Raw genomic sequence first — 20,168 nt, forward strand, 5'->3', positions numbered from 1 at the left:
TTTATTGTTCGGTTGCAAGTTATGTAGGGAGAATGAATCAAGGGCCAGCGCAACAGTACGCTGGCCCCTTTTTTCAGCCGCGCCAGACTTGGGGGTTGACCAGATCCTGCGGCCGTTCGCCGAGCAGCGCGCTGCGCAAGTTGGCCAATGCGCGATTGGCCATCGCTTCACGGGTCTCGGTGGTGGCCGAGCCGATGTGCGGCAGGGTGACGGCGTTTTTCAGCTGGAACAGCGGCGATTCGGCCAGCGGTTCTTTCTCGTAGACGTCCAGCCCGGCACCGCGGATGCGGTTGTTTTGCAGGGCTTCGATCAGCGCCGGTTCGTTAACCACCGGGCCGCGAGAGATGTTGACCAGGATTGCACTCGGCTTCATCAGCGCCAGCTCGCGATGGCTGATCAGGTGGCGGGTCTTGTCGCTGAGCGGTACTACCAGGCAGACGAAGTCGGCTTCGGCGAGCAGTTGATCGAGGCTGCGGAACTGCGCGCCGAGTTCCTGTTCCAGTTCGCTCTTGCGGCTGTTGCCGCTGTAGATGATCGGCATGTTGAAGCCGAAGCGGCCACGGCGGGCGACGGCGGCGCCGATGTTGCCCATGCCGACAATGCCGAGGGTCTTGCCGTGCACATCACTGCCGAACAGCGGCGCGCCGACACTGGCTTGCCATTGGCCGGCCTTGGTCCAGGCGTCGAGTTCGGCAACGCGGCGGGCGCTGCTCATGATCAGCGCAAAGGCGAGGTCGGCGGTGCTTTCGGTGAGCACGTCGGGGGTGTTGGTGAGCATGATCCCGCGTTCGTTGAAGTAGTCGAGGTCGTAGTTGTCGTAGCCGACGGAGACGCTGGAGACCACTTCGAGTTTGGTCGCGGATTCCAGTTGCGCGCGGCCGAGTTTGCGACCGACGCCAATGAGGCCGTGGGCGTGGGGCAGGGCTTCGTTGAACTGGGCGTTGATGTCACCGGTCTTGGGGTTGGGGACGATGACGTCGAATTCGTCTTGCAGGCGTTCGATCATGGGCGGGGTGATGCGGCTGAAGGCCAGGACTGTTTTTTTCATTGGGCTTGGGCTCGTCGGGGCTTGATTGCAAGCACGCTAACATTTTCTCGCTCGGGTTGTCTTGGCGGCCTCTGGGCCGACCATGCCTTGGGTGGTTTGGGTGTATATCCGTTTCTGCGGGTGTTGCTGATTACGGTTCCGCCCTTACGGCGGGTCACCTTTTTCAAACGCCAAAAAGGTAACCCAAAAGGCTTGCTCCTGCGTTCGGCCCTCGCAGGCTCGGGTTCCTTCGCTGCGGGATCGATCCGGGCGCAGCGGCTCCGGTTTGCTTCGCTGCACCTACACTCGCTGTGTTTGGCTGCGCCAAACGGTCGCTTCGCTCCCACCCCCGGATCAATCCCTCCACTCAGCCTTCCGAAGTCGCCCGTGGATCAAGATCAAAAGCACTCGAGCTAACGCTCATTGTTGAGTGGGGCGGCTTCGCCGCGGGCAGCTGCGCTGCTTTGCTTTTGCTTTTGTAGGAGTGAGCCTGCTCGCGATGGCGGCCCGCTAGTCAACAAATTACTATCGAGTTCACGCGATCCAGCGGTAGGAGCTGCCGAAGGCTGCGATCTTTTGATCTTGCTTTTGCTTTCCTGTGGGGGCTGGCTAGCCAGCGATGGCGGCCTGACAGCCGACCTGTTTCTCGCTGATGTACTCGATTCAAACTGTGGGAGCGAGCCTGCTCGCGATGGCGGCCCGCTAGTCAACAAATTACTATCGAGTTCACGCGATCCAGCGGTAGGAGCTGCCGAAGGCTGCGATCTTTTGATCTTGCTTTTGCTTTCCTGTGGGGGCTGGCTAGCCAGCGATGGCGGCCGGACAGCCGACCTGTTTCTCGCTGATGTACTCGATTCAAACTGTGGGAGCGAGCCTGCTCGCGAAAGCGGTTTATCTGACACCTAGAATGTTGAATGTGCCGAAGCCCTCGCGGTCGGGCTCGCTCCCAGAAGGTCAGCTGCGTGACGGGGGCTGGTGGATTTCGTAATTATCCAGCACCCGATTCACCGCCAGTTCCGCCAGCATGATTACTTGTTGGATAGCCAATATCGTGTGCCGTTGTGGGCTGTCGACGTGGGCGGCGATGTCGCTGCTCATGATGCTGGCCGAGGCGAGGGATTCACAGGCGTGGGCCAGCAGGCTTTCGTTGTCCTGGTCCGGGGCGACCTGGAACATGGTGCTGGGTTTGTGGTTTTGCTGCGTGCTGGCGGACGGTTTGAGGTAGTGATCCAGCGCACGCTCGGCGGCGCCGTGGAGTTTTTTCGAGTCGGGGGATTGGTAGGGGGAGGTGCTTTCGGATTCGGGGGGATTGGGTGTGGGTTTGAACATGGCAAAGATCCTTTTGGATTAATGGAGCTGCCATTTTTCGTTTTCCAGGCGAAAGGGGTGGCAGCTGTACGCGGACTGGAAAAACCGGCAAAGGATCAAACCCGGCAGACCCGAAGGTCTCCCACGTACAGCCGCCATAACTGATTACCGGCGCTGAAAGAGCGCGGCATTATGTCATGCGCTGTGATCCTGCGGGTTTTCCAGACCCGGTCGCTGATTCGTCAGCGACAACCAAATCCTAGCCAGCGCACTTCCGACGGACAACCTGCAAAACCTGTCGGAAACTTCCTTGTAAACGCGTCCATGTAGGAGCTGCCGTAGGCTGCGATCCGTTGATTTTTAAACAGCAAAATCAAAAGATCGCAGCCTCGTTGCACTCGTCAGCTCCTACATGAAGTCAGCGGTGTTTAAAGTCAGGTGGCGACGCGCGCGCCAGCCAGGCTCCCGCTCAATTCGTACGCGACCAATTCCGCCTGATGCGCCGCCAATATCTCCGGCAACGATCCACGCAAATATTCCACCCAGGTCTTGATCTTCGCATCCAGGTACTGCCGCGACGGGTAGATCGCGTAGAGGTTGAGTTCCTGGGAGCGGTAGTTCGGCATCACCCGCACCAGTGTGCCGTTACGCAAACCTTCGATCGCCGCATACACCGGCAGCACGCCAACGCCCATGCCGCTGGTGATCGCGGTTTTCATGGCGTCGGCGGAGTTCACCAGAAACGGTGAGCTGTTGATCGTGACCATTTCCTGACCGTCCGGGCCGTCGAAGGTCCATTTCTCCAGCGGAATCACCGGGCTGACCAGGCGCAGGCAGGCGTGGTTGAGCAGGTCGCTGGGTTTCTGCGCGGCGCCGTTGGCTTTCACGTAGGCCGGCGAGGCGCAGACGATGCTGTAGGTGATACCCAGGCGCTGAGAAACGAAGCCGGAATCGGGCAGTTCACTGGCGAGGACGATCGAGACGTCGTAGCCCTCGTCGAGCAGATCCGGCACGCGGTTGGCCAGAGTCAGGTCGAAGGTCACGTCGGGGTGGGTCTTGCGGTAGCGGGCGATGGCGTCGATGACGAAGTGCTGGCCGATGCCGGTCATGGTGTGCACTTTCAGCTGGCCGGCCGGGCGCGCGTGGGCGTCGCTGGCTTCCGCTTCGGCTTCTTCAACGTAGGCGAGGATCTGCTCGCAGCGCAGCAGGTAGCGTTTGCCGGCCTCGGTCAGGGCGATGCGCCGGGTCGTACGGTTGAGCAGGCGGGTTTGCAGGTGGGCTTCCAGGTTGGAGACCGCGCGCGAGACGTTGGCGGTGGTGGTGTCCAATTGCACGGCGGCGGCGGTGAAGCTGCCCGCTTCGGCAACACAACTAAAGGCGCGCATGTTTTGCAAAGTGTCCATGGGGTGCTCTCAAGGGAGATGGCAAATTGTGACACGAAGTTTCAGGGGCTGAGACCCCCGACCAAGGGATTATCTCGTTAACCGTAACAAAGATTCACAGAAATCCCAGCTTATCGCCGCAGAGGCACCTCCATAGAATTGCGCCGGTCCCTGGGTAGGAGCTGCCGAAGGCTGCGATCTGTAGATTTTGTTTTAAGGGAAGCAAGATCAAAAGCTCGCAGCCTTCGGCAGCTCCTGCACAAGTCCCTCGATTGATCCTTTTCTCAGGAATTCGCAGCTGTGCCGCGTCGCATCAACAGAGCGCTTTTGCCGCTCAGTGTTCTGGCTTTAACCCTGGCTCTCGGCGGCTGCATCTCTACCCAAGGCATTGCCCCACACGGCGAGGCGCTGGAGGCCGATTCACTGGCCACTGACGCGGCCATTGCCGAGGCCGCCAAAGACGCCCACTGGCCCACCGCCCATTGGTGGCAGGCGTTTGGTGATGCGCAACTCAATCGCTGGATCGACCTCGCCGTGCAAGGCAGCCCGAGCATGGCCATGGCCGCCGCGCGTGTGCGTCAGGCGAAAGCGATGGCCGGTGTTGCCGAAGCGGCCGAGGCGTTGCAGATCAACGGCCAGTCGACCCTCAAGCGGCACAACTGGCCGACCGATCAGTTCTATGGCCCGGGCGACCTGGCCAACACCACGACGTGGGACAACAACGCCGCGCTGGGCTTCAGCTACGCCCTCGACCTCTGGGGCCGCGAGCGCAATGCCAGTGAACGGGCGGTGGATCTGGCGCATGTCAGCGTCGCCGAGGCGCGTTTGGCGCAGTTGGAGCTGCAGAGCAACATCGTCCGGGCCTACATCGAACTGTCACTGCATTACGCCCAGCGCGACATCGTTGCCGCGACGCTCAAGCAGCAACAGCAGATTCTCGATCTGGCGCAGAAACGCCTCAGCGGCGGTATCGGCACGCACTTCGAAGTCAGCCAGGCCGAAGCGCCGCTGCCCGAAACCCATCGGCAACTCGATGCGCTGGACGAGGAAATCGCCCTGAGCCGCAACCAGATTGCCGCGCTGGCCGGCAAAGGTCCTGGCGCGGGTGCGCGGCTGCAACGGCCGACGCTGTCCTTGGCGGCGCCGTTGAAGTTGCCCTCGGCGTTGCCCGCCGAACTGCTCGGCCAGCGTCCGGACGTGGTCGCCAGTCGCTGGCAAGTGGCGGCGCAGGCACGCGGCATCGATGTTGCCCACGGCGGTTTTTACCCCAACGTCGACCTGGTCGGCAGCCTCGGCTACATGGCCACCGGCGGTGGGGCGCTGGAGTTTTTGACCGGCAAGAAACTCAACTACAACGTTGGCCCGGCCATCTCGTTGCCGATCTTCGACGGCGGCCGACTGCGGGGCGAATTGGGCGAAGCGGCGGCCGGTTATGACATCGCCGTGGCGCATTACAACCAGACCCTCATCAACGCCCTGAAGAACATTTCCGATCAGTTGATCCGCCGCGAGTCGATGGACAAGCAACAGGACTTCGCCGCCGAGTCCGTCGCCGCAGCGCAGAAGACTTACGACATCGCGATGATCGCCTATCAACGCGGCCTCACCGATTACCTCAATGTGCTGAATGCGCAAACGCTGCTGTTCAAGCAGCAGCAGGTGCAGCAGCAGGTGCAGGCCGCGCGGTTGAGTGCGCATGCCGAACTGGTGACGGCGCTGGGTGGTGGCCTCGGTGCGGGTGAGGACGTGCCGACGGCCGAGCAGACCCAAGCCCCGAAAACCCCGGCGCTCCTGCGGTGAAGCCAGTTCGGGATTACGCCGATCCCTGTGGCGAGGGAGCTTGCTCCCGCTCGAGTGCGCAGCGCTCGCAAGATTTTTGCGGCCGCTGCGCAGCCCAGCGGGAGCAAGCGCCCTCGCCACAGGTTTTGTGTACTGCATAAAAAATTCTTCGATCCTCATTTATTGAGCAGGATTCAATGACTCCCTTGCCCGCACCTCTACGCTGGCTCCACTCCCTGGAATGGCGTCGCGGTTTCTTCGACTGGGCACGCAGCGATGGCGTGACCTGGGTGTATATCTTCAAAGTTTTGCTCGCTGCGTTTCTCACGCTGTGGCTGGCGATGCGTCTGGAGTTGCCGCAACCGCGCACGGCGATGATCACTGTGTTCATCGTCATGCAGCCGCAGAGCGGCCAGGTGTTCGCCAAGAGTTTCTATCGCTTCCTCGGCACGCTGGCCGGGTCGGCGATGATGGTCACGCTGATCGCTTTATTCGCGCAGAACACCGAACTGTTTCTCGGCTCGCTGGCGATCTGGGTCGGCATCTGCTCGGCCGGTGCCGCCCGTTGCCGCAACTTTCGCGCGTATGGTTTTGTCCTTGCCGGTTACACAGCGGCGATGGTCGGATTGCCGGCGCTGGCGCATCCCGACGGCGCATTCATGGCTGCAGTGTGGCGGGTGCTGGAGATCTCGCTGGGGATTCTCTGTGCGACGCTGATCAGCGCCGCGATTCTGCCGCAGACCGCCAGCGCAGCGATGCGCAACGCCTTGTATCAGCGCTTCGGTGTGTTCGCCCTGTTCGTCACCGACGGCTTGCGCGGACGCAGCAAAGCCGAGGCCTTCGAAGCCAGCAACGTGCGCTTCATTGCCGAGGCCGTCGGCCTGGAAGGACTGCGCAGCGTGACCGTGTTCGAAGACCCGCACATGCGCCGGCGCAACGGTCGGCTGAGTCGTTTGAACAGCGAGTTCATGGGCATCACCACGCGCTTCAACGCCTTGCATCAGTTGCTTGAACGCCTGCGCGGCAATGGCGAGGAACATGTCGTGGCGGCAATAAAACCGGGTCTGCAGGATCTGGCCGAAGTGCTCGACGGCTTCAGCGGCCGCGCCCTGACCAGCCCTGACGCGGCCCGTTTGGCTTCCGCGCTTTCGATCTACAAGGAAGGCTTGCCGACACGGGTGCGCACCCTGCGCGGGATCTTCCAGAGCAGCGATCCGAGTGAAGCCGAACAACTGGATTTCCACACCGCCTACGAATTGCTCTACCGCTTCGTCGATGACCTGCACAGTTATGCCCAGACCCACGCGTCCCTGGCCGAACACCGCCACGAACGTGAACGCTGGGACGAGCCGTTCACCCCGCAAACCAACTGGTGGGCGGCGGCCGCCTCAGGGATCCGTGCCTCGTTCATCCTGATCGTGCTGGGCAGTTACTGGGTCGCGACGGCGTGGCCGAGCGGGGCGACCATGACCCTGATCGCCGCCGCCACTGTCGGTTTGTCTGCGGCTACACCGAACCCGAAACGCATGGCGTTTCAGATGGCCTGCGGGACTTTTCTCGGCGCGTTGATCGGCTTCGTCGAGATGTTTTTCATCTTCCCGTGGATCGACGGTTTCCCCTTGCTCTGCGTGATGCTCGCACCGGTGATCGTGCTCGGTTCGTTCCTCGCCTCACGGCCGCAGTACGCCGGTGTCGGGCTGGGCCTGCTGATTTTTTTCAGCACCGGTTCGGTGCCGGACAACCTCACGATTTACAACCCTTACACCTTCATCAACGACTACATCGCCATGGTCATGGGCATGCTCGTGTGTGCCGCCGCCGGGGCGATCATTCTGCCGCCGAACAGCCGCTGGTTATGGCAGCGCCTGGAGCAGGATCTGCGCGGGCAAGTGGTCTACGCGATCAGCGGCAAGCTCAAGGGCCTGGCCTCGAGTTTCGAGAGCCGCACCCGCGACTTGTTGCATCAGGCGTATGGCCTGGCGGCCGGGCAACCGAAGGTGCAGAAGAGTCTGCTGCGCTGGATGTTCGTGGTGCTCGAAGTCGGTCACGCGATCATCGAGTTGCGCAAGGAGCAGGCGATCCTGCCGGTGCATCCGGCGTACGCCGAATCGCAGCCGTGGCGCCAGGCAATCCGTGTGATGGGCCGCGCGCTGGTGCGCCTGTTCCTGCAGCCGAACGCGAGCAATCTTGAGCGTGCACTGGTGGCGGTCGATCATGCCATCAGCCGCGTCGCCGCCACCGATGAACCGTTCGCGCCGCACTTCGATACCTCGGCGCTACGGCGGGTGAAAAGCTATCTGCACTTCATCCGCACCTCATTGCTCGACCCGCAATCACCCCTCGCCGAATTCGCTCCCGTCAGGCCCGAAGGACTTGCCCATGCCTCGTGAAATCGCTTTCCACGGCGTGTACATGCCGACCATGACCCTGATGTTTTTCGTCGCTGCGGGGCTGGCCTGGGCGCTGGACCGCTTTCTCTCGGGGTTCGATCTGTACCGTTTTTTCTGGCACCCGGCGCTGCTGCGTCTGAGCCTGTTTACCTGTCTGTTCGGCGCCATGGCGCTGACTGTCTACCGCTGACTCTCTCTCTGAAGAAGGCCCCGATGAAAAAGTTTTTCAGCCTGCTCGCGACCCTGCTGGTACTGGCCCTGGCGCTGTGGATCGGCCGCACGTTGTGGGAGCACTACATGAACACGCCGTGGACTCGCGATGGCCGCGTTCGTGCCGACATCATCAACGTCGCCGCCGACGTCACTGGCGAAGTGGTAGAAGTGCCGGTGCGTGACAATCAGTTGGTGAAGAAGGGCGATCTGCTGATGCGCATCGACCCTGAGCACTACCGCATCGCGGTCAGGCAGGCGCAGTCGCTGGTTGCCTCGCGCAAGTCGACCTGGGAGATGCGCAAGGTCAACGCCCACCGCCGCGCCGACCTCGACAACCTGGTGATCTCCAAGGAAAACCGCGACGACGCCAGCAACATCGCCGACGCCGCGCTGGCTGACTACCAACATGCCCAGGCACAACTGGAAGCGGCCGAACTCAACCTCAAACGCACCGAAGTGCGCGCCGCGGTGGACGGCTACGTGACCAACCTCAACGTGCATCGCGGCGACTATGCACGCATCGGCGAGGCGAAAATGGCTGTGGTCGATATGAACTCGTTCTGGGTTTACGGCTTCTTCGAAGAGACCAAACTGCCGCATGTGAAAGTCGGTGACGAAGCCGATATGCAATTGATGAGCGGCGAAGTGCTCAAGGGCCATGTCGAGAGCATTTCACGCGGCATCTACGACCGCGACAACCCGGAAAGTCGCGAGCTGATCGCCGATGTGAACCCGACGTTCAACTGGGTGCGCCTGGCGCAGCGCGTGCCGGTGCGGATACACATCGATGAGGTGCCGGAAGGGGTTTTGTTGGCGGCAGGGATTACTTGCACGGTGGTGGTGAACCAGACTGCTGCGAAGCTCTGACAGACCGCGTCGTCCCCTTCGCGAGCAGGCTCGCTCCCACACTGAATCCAGGCCGCACCGAAGATCCCTGTGAGAGCGGGCCGCCCTGCCTAGAGTTTCGCGCGCAAGCCGAACCGCTTCATCAACGTCGATTCCAGCAAACCCTTGGGCAGCAACGCCGCCAACAACGGCAACGCGCGGCTGCCATTGCCGATGCGGATCAAGCGTGGCGGGTTGCTCTGCTGCACAGCCTTGAGCACCTCGGCGGCAAACTCATTGGCCGGTGTCGGCTTATCCTGCGACGCCTTGGCCCGCGCGCGAATGCCCTCACGCAGCGGAAACCACGGCGACTGCTCGTTGATCAACTGCTCGGCCTCGTGCCCGGCGTTTTTGGCAAAACTCGATTGAATCGCGCCGGGCTGGACTTCCATCACGCGGATACCGAACGGCGCCAGCTCCATGCGCAGGGCATCGCTCAGCGCATGCACCGCCGCTTTCGACGCGCAGTAGGCACCGGCGAATGGCGTGACCAGCACACCGGACACGCTGCCGATATTCACCACCAGACCTTTGGCCTGACGCAGCAGCGGAAACAGCGCGCGGGTGACACCGACAATCGAAAAGACATTGGTCTCGAACTGGCGCTGCATGGCCGCTACGCCGCCGTCGAGCAACGGCCCCATGGCGCCGTAACCGGCGTTGTTGATCAATACATCGAGGCCGCCGTGTTGCTGGTGGAGGCGCTCGGCGAGTTGTTCCAGCGCGGCGCCATCGTTGACGTCCAGCTGGATCGCGATGAAACCGGCGGCGCTGAGCGCGGCGACGTCTTGCGTCTTGCGCGCGCTGGCCCAGACTTCGTAGCCGGCGGCTTTGAACGCATCGGCAAGGGCGCGGCCGATGCCGCTGGAACAACCGGTAATCAACGCAACGGGCATGGCGCATTCCTTGTGCAAAATAAGGTGTGGAGGAGATCAGTCGGAGAAACTGCCCTGCAAGTGCTCGGCGCGAAACTCCAGGCTTTGCGGGCGATAGCCGGGGCGCAGCGGCGGCAGTGGCAAGCAGTCCTCCCACGTGGCGCCGGCCTGCAGTTCGCCGGGGCCGCGATAACGCGGGGCTGTGTATTGATTGTCCGCCAGGTTGACCGTATCGCCCGGCGCATAGGCAGCGATGCGCCAACGCAGTTCGGTCAACGGCACGTCGTTGCGGTTGTTCATTTTCAATTGCAGCGGACGGTCGGCCGGGCATTGTTCGGGAGCGTAAGCGATGCGCAGTTCCAGGCGCGCGAGTTGCTTGATCTCGCGGTTGTCCAGCCACACCACCCACATGGCCACAAAACCCAGCCCGATTGCCGCCGCCACCGAAACCGGCAAGGCCTTGGCCGGATAGCGCAGCAGCAGGATCAACCAGGTGATGACCAGCAGGATGCCGATGAACATGTCGGATAACCTCGCAGAGACAGAGAGGCATCCTACCTAAGCGCAGGGGAGGTTGGCGATGGGCATTGGCACCAAGGGTGTCTGAGAGGGCCTCTTCGCGAGCAAGCTCGCTCCCACAGGGAAAGTTTTCAAGTGTGGGAGCGAGCCTGCTCGCGAAGAGGCCATTTCTGGCTACACAGAATCAAGACAAAAAAAGCCCCCGCCCAGCCCGCTGCGGATAGGGGACGCAACGGGCTGGACGAGGGCTTCTTGTTTCAGCGAGCGATTACTGCGCGATGGTTTTCACCGAGACGCCGCGCTCGACCGGGGTGGAGCGGCCGTAGATATCTTCGAAACGCTCGATATCGTCTTCGCCCAGGTAGCTGCCCGATTGCACTTCGATGATTTCCAGAGGGATCTTGCCCGGGTTGCGCAGGCGGTGCACCGAGGCGATCGGGATGTAGGTCGACTGGTTTTCAGTGAGCAGGAACACGTTCTCGTCGCAGGTCACTTCGGCGGTGCCGCTGACCACGATCCAGTGTTCGGCGCGGTGGTGGTGCATTTGCAGCGACAGGCACGCGCCCGGCTTGACCGAGATGTGCTTGACCTGGAAACGCCCGCCCATGTCCACCGAGTCATACGAGCCCCACGGACGATACACTTCGCAATGGTTCTGGGTTTCGCTGCGGCCCTGCTCGTTGAGCGTGTTGACCATCTGCTTGACGCCCTGGACCTTGTCCTTGTGGGCGATCATCATCGCGTCCTTGGTTTCGACCACGACGATGTTTTCCAGACCGATTACCGAAACCAGTTTGCCGTTGCCGTGGATCATGCAGTTCTTGCTGTCCTGAATCACCACGTCGCCTTTGCTGACGTTGCCGTTGGCGTCTTTTTCGTTGACTTCCCATAGCGACGACCAGCAACCGACATCGCTCCAGCCTGCAGTCAGCGGCACCACGCAGGCGCGCTGGGTCTTTTCCATCACCGAGTAGTCGATGGAGTTGTCCGGGCAGCAAGCGAAGGTGGCTTCATCGAACGTGACGCTGTCGGCGTCCTGCTGGCTGCGCTCGAGGGTCAGCAGGCAGGTGTCGTAGATGTCCGGATCGTGTTTTTTCAGTTCTTCGAGGAAGCGGCTGGCGCGGAACAGGAACATGCCGCTGTTCCAGTAGTAACCGCCGGATTCGACGTACTCGGTGGCGCGCTTCACGTCCGGTTTTTCGACGAAGTGCGAGACACGGCTGACGCCTTCGGGCAGCAGCGAATCAGCGGTGGACTTGATGTAGCCGTAGCCGGTTTCCGGTTTGGTCGCCGGCACGCCGAACAGGACCATTTCGCCGTTTTCCGCCGCGACGGTGGCCAGGGCCAGGGCGCGTTGCAGGGCTTTCTGGTCTTCCAGCACGTGGTCGGCCGGCAGCACCAGCATCAGTTCGTCGCGACCTTCATTGACCAGCATCATCGCGGTCAGGGCCACGGCCGGCGAAGTGTTGCGGCCGAACGGTTCCATCAGGATGCGCTGGCATTCCAGATTGCGGGCGGCCAGTTGCTCGTTGACGATGAAACGGTGCTCTTTGTTGCAGACCACGATCGGCGTGTCCATACCTTCGAACACCAGGCGCTCGAGGGTTTGCTGGAACAGGGTGTGTTCGCCGGTCAGGGCGAGGAATTGCTTGGGGAATTGCTTGCGCGAAAGAGGCCACAGACGCGAACCGCTACCACCTGACAAGATCACCGGAATCATAGTTTTTTACTCCATAAAATCAATTTGGTTAGAGCCCTGTGGGAGCGAGCCTGCTCGCGAAAGCGCTGGCTCAGTCGACATTGATGCTGCATGTCAGACCGTATTCGCGAGCAGGCTCGCTCCTACAAGGGTTACTGCGTCAGTTCGGGAAAAGGGTTAGCGAGTCGACACCGGGCGTTTTACCCAGACTGGCGACAGGTTGCTGCCGTTGCCGGTGACGTACAGCACGGCTGCCTCACCACGCTCCAGCGCGACCGGTTTTACGTCGCCGACTTTCTTGTCGCCTTCGTACAGCGCCAGGCTGACTTTCACCGGGTTGATTTCACGTTCGCCACGGCCCTTGGCCGCGACGTTCGGCACCACTTCGGTCTTGCCGTCGGCGGTCTTCAGGGTCAGCGGCTTGTCGCTGAGGTTCTGCACGCGCACCAGGGATTTCTGCTTGTTCTTGAACGGTGGTTCTTCGATCAGTTGTGGCGCGCCGGAAGCGTTGTTGACCAGGGTGTAGTAGTGGTCACCGGCGAGTTTCACCGGCAGGGTCTGGCTGCCGATCTTGGCGCTGTAGTCGCCGCCCGGCATGAAGCTGAAGTCGCTGCTGGCCAGTGGCGCGATATCGCTCAGGCTGGTGCTGCCGACAGTGGCGCTGACTTCAGCGTTGCTGGCGTTGTAGACACGTACGAAGGTCGAGCCTTTCGGCGCGGTCGGGCCGTACAGTGCAGCATCGCCACCGGCGAAGGCTGGGACGGAAAGCACGCTGAGGCCAGCAACCAGTGCGAAGCTTTTAGCGAGACGACGAGGAGTAGTAGTGAAAGTCATGGTGTACCTCTCTTTCAGTTTTGCGCCCGATCGGGCGTCTCGGATTTAGTGTTGATGGCTACGTTTTGTTGGCGGGCGCCGGCTTGTTTGAGCTCTGCGACCCACTGTGGGTCGGCGTCGCCGATTTCGTTGTTCACAGGCAGATATCGTTCAGGAAACTCCCAGATCAGCACTTGTGGCGGGCTGTTCTTGAAGTCATCGCTTTTCAGGTAGCTGAGCATTGGCAGAATCGGGCCGTGGCCGTCTTCGGCGTAGTTGACGACGTCGCTGTGCAGCGCTTGCTTGAGCGCACCGACGAAGTTCCAGTTGGGGTTGGCGCTGTAGCTGGTGCCGATCAGTGCCACCGGTACTTCGCTGTTGGCGAACAGGGCGTCGTCACCGGCAGGTTGCTCGGCGGCCACGGTGTTGCGTTTGAGCAGAGGCTCAGGCGCCGGCATCATGTTTTCGAACAGCGGATCGAGCGGCAGGAACAGACGCAGATCGCCCTTGTGCGTGACCTTCTCAGCTGGCGTGGTGACGAAGCGCTGTGGCTCGCCGCTCAGCGGGAATTTCTCGGCAATGGTCTTCGCCAGCGTGTTGGCCGCGATTTCGGCGCCTTCCGGGGTCCAGTGGGTGTCGGTGCGCAGGAACACTTGCTCACCATTCTGCTTGGCCTGTTGCAGCGGGCCGAGCAGGTCAGGGGCGAGGATCTTGTCGGCAGCGACACGGGCGTGGAAATCCTGATACAGGTTCTGGTGAATGCTCGCAGGCTTCACTTCACCCAGATGCTCCGGGTACAGACGCACCTTGGCCGGCACGATCGCCATCACCAGTTTCACGCCTTTCTCTTTCAGGGTCTGGCGCACGCCTTCGACCAGCGCGTAGTTGCCTTGCAGGTTCTGCTCTTCGTTGACGATCGGGTTGAATTCCTCATCGCTGTACAACCACTGGTCGCGGCCGAGCACGACGCCCGGACGACCTTCGTTGAACAGTTTGAAATCCAGCGCGGCCCAGAGGTTGGTGCCCAGACGCTTGATCGGGAATTCATCGTCATAGTGGGTTTCCACCGCCTTCGTCCAGCGGCCGTTGAGCACCGTCGCATCGGCGTTGGTGCTGAAGCCGAAGAAGCTGCGAACCGACCACAGGCCCAGGACCAACAGCGTCACCAGGAACAGGGCGATGTAGAAGATGCGTAATGAGCGGGTCATGTCAGATCCCTCAGAACTGGAAGTAAAGGAACGGCGAGAAACTTTGCGCCGAGAGTTTGAGAATCGAGGCGATGAACAGCAGCAGGATCAGCCCGCGCATCACGTAGCGCGACCAGTCCGCGGTCCAGTAGGCCGGTTGCACCTGGGCTTCGACGCCGACGGTGTAGCCAGGTTCATGGATGCTCGCAGGATTTTCACCAGGCGCTGCCTTGATCATTCCCGGGGTCGCAGTGGCAGGGCCATCGGCTTCGACGTTGACTTCAGGTTTGGTCTTGGCTGGCGGCTGATTGGTGTACAGATCACGCAGGCCGAAGAACGCCAGGGTCACGTAAGCCACCACCAGGGTTGCCACTTGCAGGCCGGTCAGGCTGGCCTGATTGAGTTCCGACAGCGACCAGTCACCGAAGCTGAACATCGCGCCGTACATGCGTCCGGCAACGTGCAGGTTCTCGGCACGGAAGATCACCCAGCCCATCACCACCAGCAGGAAGGTCAGTGCCCAGCGGATCGGATTGAGGCTGCGCGGCGAGGTGTTCAGGCCGAGCATTTTTTCGATCGCCAGCCACATGCCGTGCCAGGCGCCCCAGATGATGTAAGTGATGTTCGCGCCGTGCCACAGACCACCGAGCAGCATGGTCAGGAACAGGTTGCGATAGGTCATCAACGTGCCTTTGCGGTTACCGCCGAGCGTGATGTACAGATAGTCACGCAGCCAGGTCGACAGGCTGATGTGCCAGCGGCGCCAGAACTCGGTGATCGACTGGCTGATGTACGGCTGTTTGAAGTTTTCCATGAAGCGGAAACCCATCATCAAGCCCAGACCGATGGCCATGTCGCTGTAACCGGAGAAATCGAAATACAGCTGTGCGGTGTACGCCAGTGCGCCGAGCCAGGCGTCACCCGTGGTCGGATTCTGCAGGGCGAAGCAATGGTCGGCGACCACGGCGAGGGTGTCGGCAATAAATACTTTCTTGATGAAACCCTGCATGAACCGCGTGCAGCCCTCGGAGAATTTGTCGAGGGTGTGCGTGCGGTTGTTGAACTGATCGGCGAGGTCGCGGAAACGCAGAACCGGGCCGGCAATCAGGTGCGGGAAGATCGCCACGAACGCTGCGAAGTCGATCAGGTTGCGCGTCGCCGGAGTGTCGCCACGGTACACGTCGATGATGTAGCTGATCGATTCGAAGATGTAGAACGAAATACCGATCGGCAGCAGCACGTGGGTGAGGATGAACGGCTCGAGACCGAACGAGGTCATGATCGCGTTGATGCTGTCGACGCCGAAGTTGGCGTACTTGAAGTAGCCGAGGATGCAGAGGTCGACGGCCACGCCGAGCAACAGCCAACGCTGCGCCGGTTTGGTTCGCACACCGGCGGCACCGACTTTAAGGCCGATCCAGTAGTTCCACAGCGTGACGCCGGCGAACAGTGCGAGGAAGTCCACTCGCCACCAGGCGTAGAACACGTAGCTGGCGATCAGCAGCAGCAGGTTGCGATAGCGTTGCCCGCTCAAGTAGTACAAGCCGAGAAAGATCGGCAAGAACAGAAACAGGAACACGTTGGATGAAAATACCATCCCGATCTCTCCATGTTTGAACCAACAGTCAAGGGCCAAAGCCCCCCCAAACCCCCCGTGGTAGTGGAGGGGTGACACAGTGTTTGCTTGAGGTCTGGGCTGGCCGTCAAACCACGCCCCTCACCCCCCGCCCTCTCCCGGAGGGAGAGGGAGCCTGATCTCCATGGTTTTCAGAAAAGGAGATCGGCTCGATATTGCAGGTCGGCGAATTTCAGAAAAGCACCTCGTCAAGTTCCCTCTCCCTCCGGGAGAGGGTTAGGGTGAGGGGCTTTTGCTTTTCGCCTTTCAAGAACCCTTGTTGCCCTTTTCATGGGACGGGTCGTAGACCTTGGTCAGGTCGCCGCCAAGGCGGAAGGTCTTGAACGGCTGCATGCCGTGCTTCTTCTCGATCACATCCGGCGCACAGGTGTAGAGGGTGCAGAACGGTTCGAGCCAGGCGAATTTCATGTCCTCTTTCAGGTCAGTCATGTCCTGCTTTTTGCCGTTCTTTTCTTCGAACTCATCAGGGTCCTTCACACCGGCCAGCACACGATCACCGAGACGCTTCAGTGCGCCGTTGTTTTCCTGACGCAGATCGACACCGTTGACCTGAGCGAAACTGGCGATCATCGCCAGCGGCGGCAGGGCGTAGTTGTGATAGGCGAGGGCGCGTTGCTGGCGCTTGAGTTCGTTGGGCAGGAAGCCGTCGGCGTCGACTTGATTGACGCCGACCTTGTATTCCTTCACCGCCCAATCAAACAGGTCGCGGCGGTTGGTGGCGACGGCGGTGGCCATCACCGACCAGGCGGCCCAGTACGAGTGGTTGTTGGTTTTTTCCAGCGGCAGGTTGTCCCAGTCGCTGACCACCTGATCGGCCATTTTGCTGAACCAGGCTTCGATCAGCTGCGCTTCCTGCTGATGCTGGGCCAGCGGATGCGAGTCGGAAAACTTCAGGCGAATGTACGACGAGGCCATGCTGCCCAGCGCCCATTTGCGCATCGACTTGCCGGTGTGGTTGAAGTCTTTCGACATCAACGCATCGGCCTTGGCCCACGCGGTCAGCCAGTTGAGCGTGCATTCGAGCTGCTCCGGGCGACCGTCGCGCATGAACTGCATGACGCGTTTGGCGGTGCCGCGCTCCAGCGTGGTGATGTCTTTGGTGGTGTCGCGAAAGGCTTTTTCCGACTGCACGTTCAGCGTTGCGCGGGCCTTGTCCGAACCTTCGTATTTGCTGCGAAATTGCAGCGGTCCGGTGTACGGCGCCGGCATGGCATCGCAGCCATCGCTGTTGTCGCCGGTCTTGAATTTATCCACCGGGGCGAAGTAGCCCTGCGGTGGACGCAATGGCGCAGCGGCCTGGGTCGCCCCGGCGAACATCGCCAGGCTCAGGAGCGTCGGTGCCAACAGATTTTTCAGTTTCGGATTTCGCATAGCAGACCTCATTGCCCGAGCTGCGCGGTCTGTTGACCAGCGCCCGGGAATACGTTGCGTTTGCAGATTTTCGCTTCGACTTTTTGTGGCGCGGCGCCAGGTCCGGCTTCAGGACCCTGGACTTCGACCGCCAGCAGGTTTTGCGAGGCCCAGTCTTCGTCCGTGCGCAGCTCAAAGGCGAAACGACCGTCGGTGTCGGAGGTTTCCGGTTTCTCGATCTTGATGTCCTCGTGGCGACCGTTCATGTACCAGAGGGTGGCTTGCAGGGTTTTCACCGAGGTGTCGGCGAAGCGGATGTCGACCTGATGACTGGCGTTCTGCAGGTTCAGGTTCTTGCTGTTGACCAGCAGTTCTTGCTTGCTGCCCGGTTTCAGCGTGGTGCTGGCGGACATCTGTGCGTCTTTGCCTTCGCAACCGTTGTCGAGCAGCGCCATCATCTGGCGATAGATGGTTTCCTGGTCGAGGCGGTACAGCGGCGAGAATTCCCAGATGAGAATCTTCGGCGGGGTCTTCTGGAATTCTTCGCTGCCCAGGTACTGCAACATCGAACCTTCCAGACCGCCGCCGGGGAAGGCCACGTTGAGAATGTCGGCGCCGATGGCTTCTTCAAGGAAACCGGCGAAGTTGTAGTTCTTGCCGCTGTGCGACGTACCGACCAGAGTGATCTGCGGATTGCCGGAATCGCCGAACAGATCGCCGTCGCCTGCCTCGCCTTTCGGCTCGGTGGTGAACTGGTCCATGTACTGGATCGCGTAGCTGGTGCCACACAGTTGCCCGGCCATGTTGTGCAGGGTGCCGGTCTTGCCCATGCGCCCGGACTTCTTGGTCTCGAATTCACGCTTGGGAATGTCGGCGAAAGCCGGGATCTGCTTGACCTTTTCCGCCACGATTTTTGCCGTGCGCTGAGCGCCGTATGGCGTCCAGTGCTGGTCGCCACGGAAGTAGAAATCGTGGGCGGGCAGGGTGTCCGGCAACGATTCGTTGGTCAGGGGCGACAGGTCCGGCACCACGTAACCCATCTTCGCGAAACGGCCGAGCATGGTCTTGTAGTTGCCCAAGGCTTTCTCGTAGTCGAACGCGGCTTTCTCCTGCGGGTTGAGCTTGTTGCGGTTCACCAGGCCTCGGGTCGGCTGGTAAACGATCACCAGTTCGACGCCTTTGCTCTTGAACGCATCGTGCAACTGTTGCAGGCGCTTGTAGCCGGCCGGCGTGGTGTTGAACTCGGTGCGCAAATCTTCCTGGGTACGGAACAGCCAGTCGCCCTGCGCCTGTACCAGGGTGGTGAAGTTCTGCTGATAACGCGTTGTGTAGTTTTTCGCGTCATGGGCCGCCGGGCACAGGTTGCAGCATGGCTCGGCGGTGAACTTCGGTGGGGTGACGCTTGCGCCTTCAGCGTCGGCGCGTGCGTTGCCGGCAGCAAGAATGCCGAGAGTCAGGGCCGAGAGGCTGAGCAGTTTGATCATGTGTGGGTGCATAAAAATTATCCTCAGTCCTGCAATTCGGTCTGGCGTTCGACAGGGTCGATCAGCACGGCTTTCTGCTGGCGCACCAGCAGGTCGAGAATTTCATCCTGGCGCTCGCCGAGGATGCCGTTGAAGCTGATGCCGCTGGACTTGGTCGGCGCCAGCATCGACACGCGATACAGCTCGACACTCAGCGGCGAGTCGATCGACAGCGGGCCGCTGCCATTGGCCGCCAGTTCGCCGCCAACCACGATCAGCGACACCTGCGCGTCGAACGGGTCGAGCTTGATGTCACGGTCGGTGTCGGTCAGGTCCTTGATGTGGCCGTAGATACCGGTGAGGCCGTTGGTCATGGCGACGTTTTCGTAGAGGCGGATGTTCACGCTGTTACGAATACGGATGCCGTGACGGGTATTGCTGATGACCTTGTTGCCCCACAGCAGGTTGTCGGCGGACTCATAGAGCGTGATGCCGTCGGTGTGGTTCTTGTAGATCTCGTTGTAGGCAATGATGTTGTTGACGCTGTTACGGTCGATCACCAGGCCCGACAACTTGTTGTCGTAACTCTTGTTGTTGAAGATGAAGCTGTCGTTGACCTCACGGGAAATGATGATCCCGTGCTTCTTCTTCGTGCCGTGAACGGTGTTCTCGGCAATGATCAGACGGTGCGAGCGGTCATGCGGGTCGATGCCGTAGACGATGTTGTCTTTGTAGGTGTTGCCCTTGACCACGAAGTCGCGGGTTTCGTAGCAGTAGAAGCCGTACCACATGTCCGAGAACTCGGAGCCGACGATCCAGCCGGTCGGTTCCGGGCGCTTGAGAACCTTGGCCATGTTCGGCGTGTACTGGGAAATACTCACTCCGTACGACTTACTGTTGGCGTAACCGAAGCTGGCCATCTTGCTGTTGACGATGTAGGTCTCGGTGCCGCCCCAGGCGAGCAGGAACGGACGGAATTCCTTCGGCGAACGGAAGGTTGCCGGGCCGTTGTCCTTTTCGCGCCAGCCGGTGACTTTGGTGTCACGCACGAACAACTGACCGTCGTTGATCAGGAACGAACCGGCCTCTTGCGACAGGCGCAGTTCCTGGGTCTGACCGTCGATTTCGAGGATGCCTTTCTCGCCGACCACGATCGGCAATTTGGCCAGGTACACGCCCGGCGAGGTCTCGCTGAAATACTGCTTGGGCAGTTTTTTCGCCAGATCCTTGAGGTTCATGTAGCCGTCGTCGATGAAGATCGCCTGCGGGATGCCGTGCTGACGCACGACCCATTCGGCCATCTTGTTATCGCCGCCGATGAAATCCTTCAGGGCGTTTTCCTGCATCATCCGGCGCACGCTGATCTTGCCCGGTTTGCTACGCACGATTTTCGCCGCAGCGGCCTCGGCGGTGAAGCCGGACAGGTCGGGCAGTTTCGGCTTGGCCAGTTGCAGCGCCTCGGTCGGCGCGCTGCTGACGGTGTAGGTCTTGGCCTGTTGCAGTTCCTTGGCCACGGTCGCAGGTTTCGCCGGTTCAACATTGGCGAAGGCGCCGGCGCTGGCCAGCAGCATCGCGCCGGCCAGCAGGCTGAGTGAGCCTGTTCTGGTGCTGATCATGTCGGGCACTCCCTTGGCGGTTTGCA

Annotated in this window: 16 protein-coding genes; 4 read left to right on the forward strand and 12 right to left on the reverse strand. The window is 61.0% G+C overall.

From position 1 onward, the window contains the following. Nucleotides 1–73: 73 nt before the first annotated feature. The 3 genes from BLU71_RS26690 to BLU71_RS26700 all read right to left on the reverse strand — a co-directional run bounded on the left by BLU71_RS26690 (nucleotide 74) and on the right by BLU71_RS26700 (nucleotide 3,738). On the reverse strand, nucleotides 74–1,048 hold the full coding sequence (locus tag BLU71_RS26690; protein WP_083354254.1) for a 2-hydroxyacid dehydrogenase: 975 nt from the start codon (nucleotides 1,046–1,048) through the stop codon (nucleotides 74–76). A gap of 933 nt (nucleotides 1,049–1,981) precedes the next feature. After that, nucleotides 1,982–2,356, reverse strand: a complete 375-nt coding sequence (locus BLU71_RS26695) for a DUF6124 family protein (protein ID WP_042607687.1) — start codon at nucleotides 2,354–2,356, stop codon at nucleotides 1,982–1,984. Nucleotides 2,357–2,769: 413 nt separating this feature from the next. After that, nucleotides 2,770–3,738, reverse strand: coding sequence for a LysR family transcriptional regulator (locus tag BLU71_RS26700; RefSeq protein ID WP_042607688.1), 969 nt, complete (start codon nucleotides 3,736–3,738; stop codon nucleotides 2,770–2,772). A gap of 279 nt (nucleotides 3,739–4,017) precedes the next feature. On the opposite strand from BLU71_RS26700, the gene BLU71_RS26705 reads away from it, so the two are divergent. The 4 genes from BLU71_RS26705 (at nucleotide 4,018) to BLU71_RS26720 (ending at nucleotide 8,966) form a co-directional block, all read left to right on the forward strand. Beyond that, nucleotides 4,018–5,517: an efflux transporter outer membrane subunit gene (locus BLU71_RS26705; RefSeq protein WP_083354255.1), complete on the forward strand. Its 1,500-nt coding sequence runs from the start codon at nucleotides 4,018–4,020 to the stop codon at nucleotides 5,515–5,517. A 176-nt stretch (nucleotides 5,518–5,693) separates the two neighbouring features. Continuing rightward, the gene (locus BLU71_RS26710) at nucleotides 5,694–7,886 is read left to right on the forward strand and encodes an FUSC family protein (RefSeq protein ID WP_083354256.1); all 2,193 of its coding nucleotides are present in this window, start codon (nucleotides 5,694–5,696) and stop codon (nucleotides 7,884–7,886) included. Then, the gene (locus tag BLU71_RS26715; protein WP_041479478.1) at nucleotides 7,876–8,076 is read left to right on the forward strand and encodes a DUF1656 domain-containing protein; all 201 of its coding nucleotides are present in this window, start codon (nucleotides 7,876–7,878) and stop codon (nucleotides 8,074–8,076) included. Before BLU71_RS26710 ends, BLU71_RS26715 begins: the two co-directional genes overlap by 11 nt. A gap of 23 nt (nucleotides 8,077–8,099) precedes the next feature. Continuing rightward, nucleotides 8,100–8,966 (forward strand): HlyD family secretion protein, encoded by an 867-nt coding sequence (locus BLU71_RS26720; protein WP_042607692.1) that lies wholly within the window; start codon nucleotides 8,100–8,102, stop codon nucleotides 8,964–8,966. 89 nt (nucleotides 8,967–9,055) lie between these two features. Here the strand turns inward: BLU71_RS26720 and BLU71_RS26725 are convergent, their stop codons facing one another. The 9 genes from BLU71_RS26725 to algG all read right to left on the reverse strand — a co-directional run bounded on the left by BLU71_RS26725 (nucleotide 9,056) and on the right by algG (nucleotide 20,142). Next, entirely contained in the window at nucleotides 9,056–9,880 is an 825-nt protein-coding gene (locus BLU71_RS26725) for an SDR family oxidoreductase (RefSeq protein WP_083354257.1), read from the reverse strand. A 36-nt stretch (nucleotides 9,881–9,916) separates the two neighbouring features. After that, complete coding sequence (locus BLU71_RS26730; protein ID WP_083354258.1) at nucleotides 9,917–10,381, reverse strand: multidrug transporter; 465 nt, start codon at nucleotides 10,379–10,381, stop codon at nucleotides 9,917–9,919. A 265-nt stretch (nucleotides 10,382–10,646) separates the two neighbouring features. After that, nucleotides 10,647–12,098: a mannose-1-phosphate guanylyltransferase/mannose-6-phosphate isomerase gene (locus BLU71_RS26735; protein WP_042607695.1), complete on the reverse strand. Its 1,452-nt coding sequence runs from the start codon at nucleotides 12,096–12,098 to the stop codon at nucleotides 10,647–10,649. A 156-nt stretch (nucleotides 12,099–12,254) separates the two neighbouring features. Continuing rightward, nucleotides 12,255–12,911: an alginate O-acetyltransferase AlgF gene (locus tag BLU71_RS26740; protein WP_042607696.1), complete on the reverse strand. Its 657-nt coding sequence runs from the start codon at nucleotides 12,909–12,911 to the stop codon at nucleotides 12,255–12,257. A 14-nt stretch (nucleotides 12,912–12,925) separates the two neighbouring features. Next, nucleotides 12,926–14,098: an alginate O-acetyltransferase gene (locus BLU71_RS26745; protein ID WP_083354259.1), complete on the reverse strand. Its 1,173-nt coding sequence runs from the start codon at nucleotides 14,096–14,098 to the stop codon at nucleotides 12,926–12,928. A gap of 10 nt (nucleotides 14,099–14,108) precedes the next feature. After that, complete coding sequence (locus BLU71_RS26750; protein ID WP_065615832.1) at nucleotides 14,109–15,674, reverse strand: MBOAT family O-acyltransferase; 1,566 nt, start codon at nucleotides 15,672–15,674, stop codon at nucleotides 14,109–14,111. A 285-nt stretch (nucleotides 15,675–15,959) separates the two neighbouring features. After that, nucleotides 15,960–17,084, reverse strand: coding sequence for a mannuronate-specific alginate lyase (locus tag BLU71_RS26755; protein WP_064364419.1), 1,125 nt, complete (start codon nucleotides 17,082–17,084; stop codon nucleotides 15,960–15,962). A gap of 8 nt (nucleotides 17,085–17,092) precedes the next feature. Next, nucleotides 17,093–18,559, reverse strand: a complete 1,467-nt coding sequence (locus BLU71_RS26760; protein WP_042607700.1) for an alginate O-acetyltransferase — start codon at nucleotides 18,557–18,559, stop codon at nucleotides 17,093–17,095. Between the two features lie 11 nt (nucleotides 18,560–18,570). Beyond that, the gene (gene algG / locus BLU71_RS26765) at nucleotides 18,571–20,142 is read right to left on the reverse strand and encodes a mannuronan 5-epimerase AlgG (protein ID WP_064364545.1); all 1,572 of its coding nucleotides are present in this window, start codon (nucleotides 20,140–20,142) and stop codon (nucleotides 18,571–18,573) included. Between the last annotated feature and the right edge of the window lie 26 nt (nucleotides 20,143–20,168).

It is taken from the genome of Pseudomonas moraviensis, assembly GCF_900105805.1.
GTDB classification, from domain to species: domain Bacteria; phylum Pseudomonadota; class Gammaproteobacteria; order Pseudomonadales; family Pseudomonadaceae; genus Aquipseudomonas; species Aquipseudomonas moraviensis_A.